We start from the raw sequence: 13,149 nt of genomic DNA on the forward strand, positions 1-13,149 counted from the left end.
CGGCTCAGGCGTCCTTACGGCACAGGATCTCCCCGTGCAGGACGCTGAACCAGCCGTCCTCCCGGCGCCCCCACGCCCGCCATGCCTCCGCCACCTCGCGCAGCTCCGCCGGTGAGGCGTTCCCGCCCCCGGTGGCCTGCTCGGCGTAGGCGGAGGCCACCGTGCGGTCCGCCCACAGGCCGCTCCACCAGGCCCGTTCCTCAGTCGTGGCGAACGTCCACGTGCTGGACGTGCAGGTGACGTCCGTGAACCCGGCCGCCAGCGCCCAGGACTTCAGCCGGCGCCCGGCGTCGGGTTCGCCCCCGTTGGCCCGGGCGACCCGGCGGTACAGGTCCAGCCAGGTGTCCAGGCCGGCGGACTCCGGGTACCAGGTCATCGCCGCGTAGTCGGAGTCCCGTACGGCGACGAGGCCGCCGGGCCGGGTGACCCGCCGCATCTCGCGCAGCGCCGCCACCGGGTCGCCGACGTGCTGGAGGACCTGGTGCGCGTGGACCACGTCGAAGGTGCCGTCCGGGAAGTCCAGGGCGTGTACGTCCCCGGGTGCGAAGTCGGCGTTGCGCAGGCCGCGTTCGGCGGCGGTGGCCCGCGCCCGCTCCAGGATCGCCGGCTCCCGGTCGACCCCGGTGACCTGTCCGTCGGGGACCAGGGCCGCGAGGTCGGCGGTGATCGTGCCCGGACCGCACCCGACGTCCAGGACGCGCGTGTGCGGCTTCAGATGCCCGAGCAGATACGCCGCCGAGTTGGCGGCGGTGCGCCAGGTGTGCGAGCGCAGGACGGACTCGTGATGACCATGGGTGTAGACGGCGGTCTCCCGCGCCTGCGACGGCCTCTCGGGCATGACTGATCCCCTCGTGTCGGCGTACCGGCGACCCGCGGGGCCGCACCGGACGGTGAGCGTCACCGTACGCCGTCGTGTCGCATGATGAGACCTGCGTATCACCATGCGGGACGACCGCTTCTATGAGCCCGGCAGGGGGCGGTAGACCGTCAGTGCCTCCGGCAGCTTCTCCAGCGTCACCTCGCCGCCCACTTCGGTGACTTCACCGTCGTACGCCAGCGGGGTCCCCGGGTCGACGGCCGTCAGCCGCAGCCGGGCCACCTGGACGGCCGCGTGGACGGGGGAGCGGCTCAGCGGACCGGCGACGGCCGCGGCGAGCAGCCGCAGCGCGGGCCGGCGCCCGCCGTGCACGACCCGGACGTCCAGGACACCGTCCGCGAGGTCCAGCCGGCGCGCGGGCGCGAGCCCCAGCCGGTGATAGGTGCCGTTCCCGGCGAACAGCAGCCACAACGGGTGGGCGCCGTCCCCGACTTCGGCCCGCAGCGGGTGCCGGTCCCGGCGCAGGACGCGCGCGGCCGCGAGCACCCCGGCGGGCCAGTCGCCGACCTTGGACGCGAACCGGTCGCGCTCACGCACCAGTTCCGGATACACCCCGAGGCTGCACGTGTTGAGGAAGACGCCCTCTCGTCCGGGACTGTGGAAGCGGCCCACGTCCACGCGCACCGCCTCGCCGCGCGACACGGCCCGGCCCAGATCGGTCTCGTCCTCCACGCCCAGGTCGAGCGCGAAGTGGTTCAGCGTGCCGCCGGGCAGCACCGCCAGCGGCAGCCCGTGCCGCAGCGCGACCTCGGCCGCCGCGTTCACCGACCCGTCGCCCCCGCACACCCCGAGCACCCGGGCGTGCCCGGCCGCCCGCTCCAACTCGGCGCCCAGATCGCGGGGTTCGCACTCGACGACCTCGGCGCGCGGCAGCAGGTCCAGCAGGGCGTGCACCCGATCCGGGCTCCCCGCGCGTTTGTTGGCGACGACCACCAGGCCGTCGCCCTCGGGCAGCGCTGGCGCGTCCGCGCGCGGGCGGGCCGGCGGGACCTGTGGATCACGGGGCGGCACCAGCCCCCGTACGGCGTACGCGGCGCCCGCCCCGAGCGCCGCGCCCACCAGGACGTCGCTGGGGAAGTGCACCCCCGTGTAGACCCGCGACAGCGCCACCGACCAGGCGACCGGTGCCACCGCCAGACCCCACTTCGGCGACTCCAGGGCCACGCCGGTCGCGAACGCCGCCGCCGACGCCGCGTGACCCGACGGGAACGACGTGGTGATCGGCTGCCGCTTCAGCTGCCGCACCCGCGGCACCGCCTCCAGCCCCGGCCGGGGCCTGCGCACCGACCGCTTGCCGAGCGTGTTGATGGTCAGCGACGCCAGGCCCAGCGAGGCCAGACCGCGAGCCGCGGCCCGGCGGCCCCGGGGCGAGCGGGAGGCGGCGATCGCGGCGGCCGCGGCGAACCAGAGCACCCCGTGGTTGGCGCTCCGGCTCAGCCTCGGCAGGACGGGCTCGGCGAACGGCCAGTTCCGCTCCGCCGCGAACTCGAACAGCCGGGAGTCGAACGCGAGGAAGCGGTCGCGCAGCGCGTGCCGGCCGGGCAGGGGGACCGTGAGGTCGACGTCTGGGCTCATACAGCCCTGGGTACCCTGATCCGGCCCCGAGCTGTCCGGTCCGTGCGGACCGACACACGAAGGAACCCCCGATGCGCCTGCTGCTCGTCCGTCACGGCCAGACCACCGCCAACGTGGACTACCTGCTCGACACGGCACCCCCCGGGGCGCCCCTCACGCCCCTCGGCGAACAGCAGGCCGCCGCCCTGCCCGACGCGCTCGCCGACGAGGACATCGAGGCGGTCTACGCCTCCACCCTGATCCGCACCCAGGCCACCGCCGCCCCGCTGGCCGCCGCGCGGGGCCTGGACGTGCGGGTGCGCGACGGCATCCGTGAGGTGTCCGCCGGGGACATGGAGCTGCTGGACGGCCACGCCGAGGAGGCCGAGCCCTATATGCGGACCGTGTTCGCCTGGGCCGCCGGGGACACGGCCCTGCGTATGCCGGGCGGCGAGAGCGGCGACGAGGCGCTCGGCCGCTACGACGCCGTGATCGCCGAGGCCGCCGCGAGCGGGGCCGGGACGGTCGCCATGGTCAGCCACGGCGCCGCGATCCGCATGTGGACCGCGGCCCGCGCCGCCAACGTCGACGTCGCCTTCGCCGCGTCCCACCCCCTGCAGAACACCGGGGTCGTGATCCTGGAGGGCGCGCCCGGCGAGGCCTGGAAGGCGCTGTCCTGGGCGGGCGCGGTCGTGGCCCCGGCGGGCGACGGCGGCCCCACCGGCCGGCCCGTCGACGACCCGCAGACGTAGTGCGCGCACGGGCGACGGGATAACGGTTTGCCCCCGCTCCGGGACGCCCCGGAGAATGCGGCCCCATGGGACATCTGGAAGCCGCGCACCTCGAGTACCACCTCCCCGACGGGAGGGCGCTGCTCGGCGATGTCTCGTTCCGGGTCGGCGAAGGCGCCGTGGTGGCGCTGGTCGGGCCCAACGGCGCCGGCAAGACCACCCTGCTCCGGCTGATCTCCGGCGAGCTGAAGCCGCACGGCGGCACCGTCACCGTGAGCGGCGGCCTCGGCGTGATGCGCCAGTTCGTCGGGTCCGTACGCGACGAGACGACCGTACGCGACCTGCTGGTCTCGGTGGCGCCGCCCCGTATCCGGGAGGCGGCCCGGGCCGTCGACGCCGCCGAGCACGCGATCATGACGGTCGACGACGAGGCCGCCCAGCTGCGGTACGCGCAGGCGCTCGCCGACTGGGCGGAGGCGCGCGGCTACGAGGCCGAGACGCTGTGGGACATGTGCACCACGGCCGCGCTCGGCGTGCCCTACGAGAAGGCGCAGTGGCGGCAGGTGCGGACCCTGTCCGGCGGTGAGCAGAAGCGGCTGGTGCTGGAGGCGCTGCTGCGCGGCACCGACGAGGTCCTCCTGCTGGACGAGCCGGACAACTACCTCGACGTGCCCGGCAAGCGCTGGCTGGAGGAGCGTCTGAAGGAGACCCGCAAGACGGTCCTCTTCGTCTCCCACGACCGTGAACTCCTGGCCCGCGCCGCCGAGAAGATCGTCTCCGTGGAGCCGTCCCCGGACGGCGCGGACGCCTGGGTGCACGGCGGCGGCTTCACGACGTACCACGAGGCCCGCAGGCAGCGCTTCGCCCGTTTCGAGGAGCTGCGCAAACGCTGGGACGAGAAGCACGCCCAGCTGAAGAAGCTGGTGCTGACGCTGCGTCAGGCCGCCGAGAACAGCCCGGACATGGCCTCCCGCTACCGGGCCGCCCAGACCCGGCTGCGCAAGTTCGAGGAGGCCGGCCCGCCGCCCGAGCCGCCCCGCGAGCAGGACATCCGGATGCGGCTCAAAGGCGGCCGCACCGGCGTCCGGGCGGTCACCTGCGAGGACCTGGAACTGACCGGTCTGATGAAGCCGTTCTCGCTGGAGGTGTTCTACGGCGAACGCGTCGCCGTCCTCGGGTCCAACGGCTCCGGCAAGTCCCACTTCCTGCGTCTGCTGGCCGGCGAGGACGTCGCGCACACCGGCCGGTGGAAGCTCGGCGCGCGTGTGCTGCCCGGCCACTTCGCGCAGACCCACGCGCACCCCGAGCTGATGGGCCGCACCCTCCTCGACATCCTGTGGACCGAGCACTCCCAGGACCGGGGCGCCGCCATGTCCCGGCTGCGCCGCTACGAGCTGACCCAGCAGGCCGAGCAAGCCTTCGACCGGCTCTCCGGCGGCCAGCAGGCCCGTTTCCAGATCCTGCTGCTGGAGCTTCAGGGCGTCACGGCCCTGCTGCTCGACGAGCCCACCGACAACCTCGACCTGGAGTCCGCCGAGGCGCTCCAGGAGGGGCTGGAGGCGTTCGAGGGGACCGTCCTCGCGGTCACCCACGACCGCTGGTTCGCCCGCTCCTTCGACCGCTACCTGGTCTTCGGCAGCGACGGGCGCGTCCGCGAGACACCGGAGCCGGTGTGGGACGAGCGCAGGGTGGAGCGGGCGCGCTAGCGGATCTCCAGCGCCGGGCGGCTCACGCCCAGCGCAGCAGGGCGCCCAGGCCGCCCGCCGGGGCCTCCTCGCGGGCGGCGCCGTCGGCCGGGGCCACCGACACCGCGGCGGCGCCCGTGGCGACCGCGGACCGGATCAGCGCGTCGTCGGCGCGGGCCGCCCAGGAGTTCTGCTCGCCGAGGATCTGCAGATCCGTGCGGCGCACCGCCACCTGGTCGGGGTCCTCGCCGATCCACACCTCGCGGTGCGCGTCCGGCGCGTCCGGGCGGATCAGCAGTTCGTCGATCCGATGCTCACGGGCGGCCTCGACCAGCGCGGGCACACCCTCCACGGCCCCCGCACGGCCCTCGTCGTCCGGGGTGCGGGCCGCCAGGAAGCGGTCCATCTCGCTCTCCGCGCGGCCGCGCACATGCTCCTCGCGGATCCGGGCCACGTCGTCGTCCAGCAGCCTGCTGCCCGGGCCGTGCGGGGCCTCGACGACCGCGTCCCGCAGCCGCTGCGGCAACCGCTCGTGCACGGCCCGCCGCTCCCGGTCGTCACCGACGAGGATCACCAGGTCGGCGCCGGTCTCCTCCTGGCACACGGACAGCGCGTCGGCGACCTCCGCCGCGTTGTGCTCCCAGGTGTTCTCGACCTTCAGCTGGAAGTGCCGCTCGGACCAGTCGGACGACGCGGTGCGGTGGATGGGGTGCTCACGGCCCTTGACCGACCCGGCGTCCCGCTCGCCCAGGGCGTCGCGCAGCTCGAAGTCCGCGCCCTTGCGGTCGACGTAGGCGACCACGCAGACCGGGTCCTCACCGGCCAGCTCCAGCAGGGGAGCGGTGTGCGGCAGCGGCGCCCAGTGGGCGCTGTCGCGCTGCGGGGGACGGGCCAGCGACGGCTGGAGCACCACCTCACCCGCATGGGCGAAGATCGCCCGCCCGTTCGGCTCGGACGAGTGTTCCAGCGCCTCCAGCGCACCGCGTACGGCCGCGCAGGTCGCGGTGTCGCAGCCCTGCTCGGCGAGGTCGTCGGTCAGAGCCCGCGCGGTCAGATGCCGCTCGTGCGGTGTGTCCTCCGTATGCCGGGAGGTCCCCACGTACACGGAGGCCCAGGGGCCGGGGTGTTCGTACAGTGGATGCAGAAAGGCGAGGTCCATGACTGTCTCCCGTGCGCCTCGGGGGCTGTGTGCTCAGCGGGCGGGTACCCGGACGGCATGGTTGAACACGACGAGCGGGGCACCACGATGACCGGAGTCGACCCCGGCCGGCTGGACGATCAGCAGCTCATGAAGGAGCTGGAGACGATCCACCGGACGCGCCACGACACGCTGCTGTACGGCTCGAACGACGCGCTGCGGGCCCACAACGAACGCATGGCGCAGCTGGAGGGCGAGTATCTGCGCCGCAATCCCGGCCGCCTGGTGGCGGCCGGCCGGACCCGTGAGGGAGCCCGCGAACGCGACGGCGGCACCACGCCCGCCGAGCCCGGCACCGGCGCCTCGTCCGGCGCCTGAGCACACGGAAGGCGCCGGGGCGGGACCCGTCGTCCTCGCTCCGGCGCCTGTGGCCCGCCCCTTGCGCCTTGTGGCAGGGAGCGGGCCCGTGGGTCGGTCAGGCGGCCTGCCGCGACTCGGCGGCGAACACCTCCAGGAAGGTCTGGCAGAACGCCTTCAGATCGTCCGGCTTGCGGCTCGTGACCAGCTTGCTCGGCGCGTGGTCACAGACCTGGACCTGCTCGTCGACCCAGGTGCCGCCGGCGTTGCGGAGGTCGGTCCTCAGACTCGGCCAGGAGGTCAGGACCCGGCCGCGTACGACGTCCGCCTCGATCAGTGTCCACGGGGCGTGACAGATCGCCGCGACCGGCAGGCCCCGGTCGAAGAAGTCCCGGACGAAGGCGACGGCCTTCTCGTCCATCCGCAGGAAGTCCGGGTTCGCGACCCCGCCGGGCAGGACAAGACCGCCGAAGTCCCCGGCCGACGTCTCCCCGACGACCTCCTGCACGGGGAAGGTGTCCGCCTTGTCGAGATGGTTGAACGCCTGGATCTCACCGGACTGCGTCGAGACGAGCACCGGCTCGTGCCCGGCGTCCTTCGCGGCCTGCCAGGGCTCGGTCAGCTCGACCTGTTCGACGCCCTCGGGTGCGGTCAGAAATGCGATGCGCATACGGTCTCCACGTTCTCGTCGTCGTTCACTCACGGCCGGGCGGACCGTTACGCCCCCTGGCGCCGCTCGCCGCCGCTGCCTTCGCCGGTGAGCGCCTCGGCCAGCTGCTGCACGTTGGCGTACCGCTCGGAGCGCGGCAGCCGCCCCACCGGGTCCACCAGGACGTCGGGCGCATGACTGCGCCGCAGCTCGCCCACGAGCTCCCGCGGGCCGGCCGGGAAGGAATGGCGGCTCAGGTTGCGCGCCAGTTCCAGCCGGACCGTCTCCAGGGACGCCGCCGACGACCCCGGGGCCACCGGACCGCCCGCGACCTGCGGATCGTCCTCGGCGGACGGCTCCGGGTCGTGCCACTCCTCGGCCCGGGTGGGGTGCCCGGACCGCAGCAACCCCTGTAGTTCGTGCTTCATCTCGTTGTCACGGTGGACGCTCAGCCGGTCGCTGCCTCGCTGCATGACTCCCTCCAGATCCTCGGGGCTGGGCACCGCGTACCCGTCCACCGGGGGCCGACACGGGGTTTGCGGACCGGAAGCGGGGTGACTCGGACGTCTCACCCCCCGAGTCACCCCCCGCGCGACGTTCTGGGGAAGGACCCTGTCATGGCACTGCTCGCCGTGCTGCTGCCGATCCTGATGCTCTGCGTGATGCTGGCGCTCGGGCGCTACGAGGAACTGCTCCTCCCGGAGGACCCGGAACCCCTCCCGTCGAAGGCCCCGGGCCTGGTCACGGAGCGGGCGGCCACCGCCGGGGACCGACACCCGGTGTGACCGCCCGCCGACCCCGTCAGTCCCCCTTGTCCTGCCGTTCCCGCGTCGGCAGGAACTCCTGCAGCTTCGACTTGACGCCCTGCTTCACCATCGAGCCGCGGTCCGCGTCGCCCTTGAGGATCGCCGACGCCGTCGCCTCCAGCTGCTCCCAGGTGGCGTGCGGGGGGACCGGCGGCACGGCGGGGTCGGTCACGAACTCCACGACCGCGGGGCCGTCCGCGGCCAGCGCGGTACGCCAGGCCGGCTCGACGTCCTCCGGCTTCTCCACGCGGATGCCGGTCAGGCCGAGGGAGCGCGCGAAGTCGGCGTACCGGACGTCGGGCAGCTCCTGCGACGGCAGGAACGACGGGGCGCCGCCCATGGCGCGCATCTCCCAGGTCACCTGGTTGAGGTCCCGGTTGTTGTAGACGGCCACCACCAGGCGCGGGTCCTCCCACAGGTCCCGGTACTTGGCGGCCGTGATCAGCTCCGCCAGCCCGTTCATCTGCATCGCCCCGTCCCCGACGAGCGCGATCGCCGGGCGGTCCGGGTGGGCGAACTTCGCGCCGATCGCGTACGGCACCGCGCAGCCCATCGTCGCCAGCGTTCCCGACAGCGAACCGCGCATCCCCGGACGGAACGTCAGATGGCGGGCGTACCAGTTGGACATCGACCCCGAGTCCGAGGTGACGATCGCGTCGGCGGGCAGCAGCGGGTCCAGCGCGCGGGTGACGTACTCCGGGTTGACCGGGTCGGCCGACAGCGCCGCCCGCCGCTCCATCACCTCGTGCCAGCGCGTCACGTTGTCGCAGATCGTCTCGAACCACTCCCGGCCGCGTTCCTCCGACCGGATCAGCGGGATCAGCCGCTCCAGGGTGGCCTTCGCGTCACCGATCAGGTTCACCTCGTACGGGTAGCGCATCCCGACCATGTGCGGGTCGATGTCGATCTGCACGCCCCGCGCCTTGCCGAAGTCCGGCAGGAACTGCGAGTACGGGAACGACGAACCGATCGTCAGCAGCGTGTCGCAGTCCCGCATCATCTCGTACGACGGACGCGTGCCCAGCAGGCCGATCGAGCCGGTGACATACGGCAGTTCGTCGCTCAGGACGTCCTTGCCGAGCAGGGCCTTCGCGACGCCGGCGCCGAGCAGTTCGGCCATCCGCTCGACCTCGGCCCGCGCGCCCGCGGCGCCCTGGCCGACCAGGATGGCCACCTTGTCACCGGAGTTGAGGATCTCGGCCGCCTGCCGGACCGAGTCCTCGGAGGGGATCGTCGTCCACGCGCCGGACTCCAGACTGGACGGCACCATCTTGAACTCGTGCGTGGGAGCCGAGTATTCGAGCTCCTGGACGTCCCCGGGGACGATGATGGCCGTGGGGGCGCGGCGCGCGTACGCCGTACGGATCGCCCGGTCGAGGACGTTCGGCAGCTGCTCGGGGACGGTCACCGTCTCCACGAAGTCCGAGGCGACGTCCTTGAACAGCGTGTGCAGGTCGACCTCCTGCTGGTACGACCCGCCCATCGCGGTGCGATGCGTCTGGCCGACGATGGCCACCACGGGCACATGGTCCAGCTTGGCGTCGTACAGGCCGTTCAGGAGGTGGATCGCGCCCGGCCCCGAGGTCGCGGCGCAGACGCCGACCCGGCCGCTGAACTTGGCGTAGCCGACCGCCTGGAGCGCGGACATCTCCTCGTGCCGGGACTGCACGAACCGCGGCCGGTTCTCGGCGCGGCCCCAGGCGGCGAGCAGACCGTTGATGCCGTCGCCCGGATAGCCGAAGACATGCTCCACCCCCCAGGCACGCAGACGCTCGAGAATGTGGTCGGCGACCGTGGTGCTCATACAGGACCTCCAGAGGACTGCGGGGACGGCGCGGCACCGCTACGAGTGACCCCGGACCCGAGGGGAAAACCTGCGGCGGGCGTTTGGGCACTCCGCATGGGGGCAGGCGGACCATCAGTGCTTCGGACCGGAGGCACGTCCGTGGGACCGCTGTGTCCCGGACGGGTGTGCCCGGTACCGGAGCGCTCGGCGTTCCCGCGGTGACCGTCCCACCGGAGCACGTGACCTAGGGAGTTGCCAGGGGACATGCCGACCACAGTGAAAGCCCGGAAGCACCCGCACGACGACGCGCCCGACACCGCCGCGGACTTCCGCGCACTGGCCGCGCTGCCCGAGGGCCCGGAGCGCGACGCGCTGCGCGGCCGGATCGTCGAGGCGTGGCTGCCCATGGCCGACCGGCTGGCCGGGCGTTTCCGCAGCCGCGGCGAGAGCCTGGACGATCTGCGCCAGGTCGCCGCGCTCGGCCTGGTCAAGGCCGTCGACCGGTACGACCCCGAACTCGGCAACGCCTTCGAGAGCTACGCGGTGCCGACCATCACCGGCGAGATCAAGCGGCACTTCCGCGACCACATGTGGACGCTGCACGTCCCGCGCCGGGTGCAGGACCTGCGCAACCGCGTCCGGTTCGCCGTGCAGGACCTGCAGACCGTCTCCGGCAGCCGGCCGACCGTCGCGGAGATCGCCGCGCACGCCGACCTGAGCGAGGCCGACGTCCGCGTCGGCCAGGAGGCCCTGGAGAGCTTCACCGCCCTGTCCCTCGACGCCGAGCTGCCCGGCAGCGACGACGGCTACTCGCTCAGCGACGCGCTGGGCTCCGTCGACCCCGCCCTCGACACGGTCGTCGACCGCGAGGCCGTCGCCCCGCGCCTTGCGGCCCTGCCCGAACGCGAGCGCGCGATCCTCTACATGCGGTTCTTCGGCGACATGACCCAGAGCCGCATCGCCGAACAACTCGGCATCTCCCAGATGCACGTCTCCCGCCTGATCAACCGCTGCTGCTCCCGAGTCCGCGACCAGGTCCTGAACGACGACTCCTGAGACGCCGGGGTTCCCTGGGACGATCACCGCGACGGCCGACCTCGTGGCCTGCGAGGCCCACTACCCCATCCCCGCCCGTCATCCCGTCACATCACCCGCTCGGGCGCGTCGCGTCCCGCGAATGGCGTGTGGCCGCGCGCGGGTGGGTGGGGGGCGGGCTGTCATGGCGGAGGGGGGACGAGTGTCCGTACCCCGTCGCCGTCGGCCGAAGGAGTCCACCCCATGCGCCGCACCGTCCGCGCCCTGTCCGTCGCCGCACTGGCCGGTGCCGCTCTGGGCACCGGCGTCCAGGCCGCCCTCGCGGATCCCACGGCGGAGGTCGGGCCCGCCACCGTCACGCCCGGCGAGTCCGTCACCGTCTCGGTCACCTGCGATCCGGTCGACGGCGCCGCGCCCGACACGCTCGACGCCGTGTCCCAGGCGTTCGAGGACGGCACCGTTCAGCTCCGGCGCGTCAGCGAGGGGGCCGACGCCGCGCCCGTCTACCGGGGGGCCGCGCAGATCTCCCCGGCCGAGAACTTCGAGGGCGATCCCGACGCGGCCGGGCCCGAGTCCGTCTGGACCGTCGACGGCACCTGCCCGGCGACGGGCGGTGCCGAGGGGTCGGACTGGAGCGCGACGTTCGACGTGGCCCTCGCGGCGGGTGCCGGTGGGGGCCGGTCCGAGGCCGTCGCCCTGGCGGCCGACAGCGGGGGAGAGGACCCCGCCGCCTCCGCGCTCAGCACGCCTCGCGAGACCGGCAAGGGGGACAAGGGCGGTTGTAGCGGGTCCTCGTGGGGTGGGGGCGGGGAGTGGGGGGACAGCGGGGGGTCGTCGAGCCGGCCGCGGACGGAGGGTTCCGGGGAGTGGAACGGCGGTAAGACCCACCAGCCCGAGCCCTGTGAGTCGTCCGCCGTCCCCGTCGACCCCGCCGTTCCGGGTGGTGTGAAGGCCGGGCAGGGCGGGGTCTTCACCGACTCCGTGCCCGCCCTGGTCGGCGGTGGCGTCCTCATCGCGGGCGCGGCCGGCGGGGCCGTGTACCGGCTGCGCCGCAGGGCGCCGGCCTGGCGGAAGTGACCGTACGGCCGGCCCGGCGGAGGCGGCTGCGTCGGTGTGACGGGCGTAACTTCCGGCGGCGGTCATGGGACGGATGACGATGGGTACGCAGAGCGCGACGGGTACACGACACACCGTGCGGCTCATATGGCGGCTGGCACAGCACGGAGGTACGGATGCGCCGGACGGACCTCGAGGGCCACGGCCCCGTGCGCTTCGGGCCGCCCCTGCCCGACGACGGGCTGCCCGTCCTGCCCGAGCTGGCCGGCGTCCTCGCCGCCGCCGCGGGACGGACCGCCAGCGAGCCCGTCGGCGGCGGTGCCGCGCTCCTGGAGGCCGCGTGCGGCTACTGGGACCGGCGGGGCCTGCCGACCGCCCCCGAGCGGGTCGTCGCCGCCCCCGGCGCCCCCGCCCTCCTGCTCGCCCTGACCGCCGCGCTCGGCGGGGACGTCCTGGTGCCCCGGCCGTGCGCCGCCTGGTGGGCGCCGTACGCCCGCCTGCTGGGCAGACCCGTCTTCCACGTGCCCACCCCGGCCGAGTCCGGCGGCGTCCCCGACCCGTACGCCCTGCTGGAGACCGTCCGCCGGGTCCGTGCGGAGGGCGGTGACCCCCGGCTGCTGGTGCTGTCGCCCGCCGACGACCCAGCCGCCACCGTGGCCCCGCCCGAGGTGCTGCACGAGACCCTGGAGGCCGCCACCGGCGAGGGGCTGCACCTGGTCAGCGACGAGACCTGGCGCGACACCGTGCACGCCCCCCATGAGACCGTGCTGCTCAGCCCGGCCGAGATGCTCCCGGACCGGGTCACCGTCGTCACCGACCTGGCCGGCGCCCACCTCCCCACCGGCTGGCCCGCGGCCGTCGCCCGGTTCCCCGCCGGTTCCGCCGGGGACGGCCTGCACGCGCGCGTGCTCGACGTCCTCACCGCCCTCGGCGCCCGCGTCGCGGGCCCCGTGGCACTCGCCGCCGGGTACGCCCTGAGCGAGCCCGAGCCGGTCACCGCCCGGATCACCGCGACCGTACGGCTGCACGCGCGGCTCGCCGCCGCCGCGTACGCGGCCGCCGTGGACGCCGGTGCCGTCGCCCGCCCCCCGCAGGCCGGACGGCACCTGTACGTCGACCTCGGACCGCTGCGCGCCGGGCTGTCCGGCCACGACGTGGGGGACGCCCAGGACCTGGAGGACTTCCTCGCCGGCCGGCTCGGCATGCCCGCCCCCGGCGGTCACCGCTTCGGCGACGCCCTCGGGGAGCTACGTGTCCGGCTGTCCACCGGAGCGCTGCTCTCCGGCACCGACGAGGAGCGCGCGGAATGCCTCACGTCCCCCACGCCGTTGGAACTGCCGCACGTGCGACGCGCGTTGACCCACCTGAAGTCGGTCTTCGACGAACTCCGTGACGACGCCGAGCGATGGGAGACCCCTCGATGACGCAGCAGTCCGACTCGGCCGCCCCCCCCCCCCCCCCCCCCCCCCCGGCGG

At 74.1% G+C, this 13,149-nt stretch carries 13 protein-coding genes; 7 read left to right on the plus strand and 6 right to left on the minus strand.

Annotated features, from left to right (window positions below; genetic code table 11):
* Window positions 1-4: 4 nt before the first annotated feature.
* Together KBY32_RS19845 and KBY32_RS19850 are read right to left on the minus strand one after the other, a co-directional pair.
* A complete protein-coding gene (locus tag KBY32_RS19845; protein ID WP_210980999.1) occupies window positions 5-838 on the minus strand; it encodes a methyltransferase domain-containing protein in 834 nt (277 codons plus the stop codon).
* Between the two features lie 120 nt (window positions 839-958).
* Complete coding sequence (locus tag KBY32_RS19850; RefSeq protein ID WP_210981000.1) at window positions 959-2,452, minus strand: bifunctional phosphatase PAP2/diacylglycerol kinase family protein; 1,494 nt, start codon at window positions 2,450-2,452, stop codon at window positions 959-961.
* Between the two features lie 71 nt (window positions 2,453-2,523).
* On the opposite strand from KBY32_RS19850, the gene KBY32_RS19855 reads away from it, so the two are divergent.
* Window positions 2,524-3,183 carry a histidine phosphatase family protein gene (locus KBY32_RS19855; RefSeq protein WP_210981001.1) on the plus strand — a complete coding sequence of 220 codons (660 nt, stop codon included), beginning with the start codon at window positions 2,524-2,526 and terminating at the stop codon, window positions 3,181-3,183.
* A gap of 65 nt (window positions 3,184-3,248) precedes the next feature.
* The gene (locus KBY32_RS19860; protein WP_210981002.1) at window positions 3,249-4,868 is read left to right on the plus strand and encodes an ABC-F family ATP-binding cassette domain-containing protein; all 1,620 of its coding nucleotides are present in this window, start codon (window positions 3,249-3,251) and stop codon (window positions 4,866-4,868) included.
* Window positions 4,869-4,890: 22 nt separating this feature from the next.
* On the opposite strand, the gene KBY32_RS19865 is transcribed toward KBY32_RS19860, so the two are convergent.
* A complete protein-coding gene (locus tag KBY32_RS19865) occupies window positions 4,891-6,006 on the minus strand; it encodes a Vms1/Ankzf1 family peptidyl-tRNA hydrolase (RefSeq protein ID WP_210981003.1) in 1,116 nt (371 codons plus the stop codon).
* Between the two features lie 57 nt (window positions 6,007-6,063).
* On the opposite strand from KBY32_RS19865, the gene KBY32_RS19870 reads away from it, so the two are divergent.
* Window positions 6,064-6,363 (plus strand): DUF6158 family protein, encoded by a 300-nt coding sequence (locus KBY32_RS19870; RefSeq protein ID WP_055619335.1) that lies wholly within the window; start codon window positions 6,064-6,066, stop codon window positions 6,361-6,363.
* Window positions 6,364-6,460: 97 nt separating this feature from the next.
* On the opposite strand, the gene KBY32_RS19875 is transcribed toward KBY32_RS19870, so the two are convergent.
* The gene (locus KBY32_RS19875) at window positions 6,461-7,012 is read right to left on the minus strand and encodes a type 1 glutamine amidotransferase domain-containing protein (RefSeq protein WP_115505636.1); all 552 of its coding nucleotides are present in this window, start codon (window positions 7,010-7,012) and stop codon (window positions 6,461-6,463) included.
* Window positions 7,013-7,059: 47 nt separating this feature from the next.
* Window positions 7,060-7,464, minus strand: a complete 405-nt coding sequence (locus KBY32_RS19880; protein ID WP_115506042.1) for a DUF2795 domain-containing protein — start codon at window positions 7,462-7,464, stop codon at window positions 7,060-7,062.
* Window positions 7,465-7,608: 144 nt separating this feature from the next.
* Here KBY32_RS19880 and KBY32_RS19885 point away from each other — a divergent pair, with 144 nt between their 5' ends.
* Entirely contained in the window at window positions 7,609-7,776 is a 168-nt protein-coding gene (locus KBY32_RS19885; RefSeq protein ID WP_210981004.1) for a hypothetical protein, read from the plus strand.
* Window positions 7,777-7,792: 16 nt separating this feature from the next.
* Here KBY32_RS19885 and KBY32_RS19890 read toward each other — a convergent pair whose 3' ends face one another.
* The gene (locus KBY32_RS19890; protein ID WP_210981005.1) at window positions 7,793-9,601 is read right to left on the minus strand and encodes a thiamine pyrophosphate-requiring protein; all 1,809 of its coding nucleotides are present in this window, start codon (window positions 9,599-9,601) and stop codon (window positions 7,793-7,795) included.
* A gap of 246 nt (window positions 9,602-9,847) precedes the next feature.
* On the opposite strand from KBY32_RS19890, the gene KBY32_RS19895 reads away from it, so the two are divergent.
* The 3 genes from KBY32_RS19895 (at window position 9,848) to KBY32_RS19905 (ending at window position 13,098) form a co-directional block, all read left to right on the plus strand.
* The gene (locus KBY32_RS19895) at window positions 9,848-10,639 is read left to right on the plus strand and encodes an RNA polymerase sigma factor SigF (protein WP_055619331.1); all 792 of its coding nucleotides are present in this window, start codon (window positions 9,848-9,850) and stop codon (window positions 10,637-10,639) included.
* A 222-nt stretch (window positions 10,640-10,861) separates the two neighbouring features.
* Window positions 10,862-11,695 carry a hypothetical protein gene (locus KBY32_RS19900; RefSeq protein ID WP_210981006.1) on the plus strand — a complete coding sequence of 278 codons (834 nt, stop codon included), beginning with the start codon at window positions 10,862-10,864 and terminating at the stop codon, window positions 11,693-11,695.
* 155 nt (window positions 11,696-11,850) lie between these two features.
* The gene (locus KBY32_RS19905) at window positions 11,851-13,098 is read left to right on the plus strand and encodes an aminotransferase class I/II-fold pyridoxal phosphate-dependent enzyme (protein ID WP_210981007.1); all 1,248 of its coding nucleotides are present in this window, start codon (window positions 11,851-11,853) and stop codon (window positions 13,096-13,098) included.
* The last annotated feature ends 51 nt before the right edge of the window (window positions 13,099-13,149 follow it).

The sequence above is a fragment of the Streptomyces sp. RK62 genome (genome assembly GCF_018070255.1).
Classification (GTDB): Bacteria; Actinomycetota; Actinomycetes; order Streptomycetales; family Streptomycetaceae; genus Streptomyces; species Streptomyces nigra.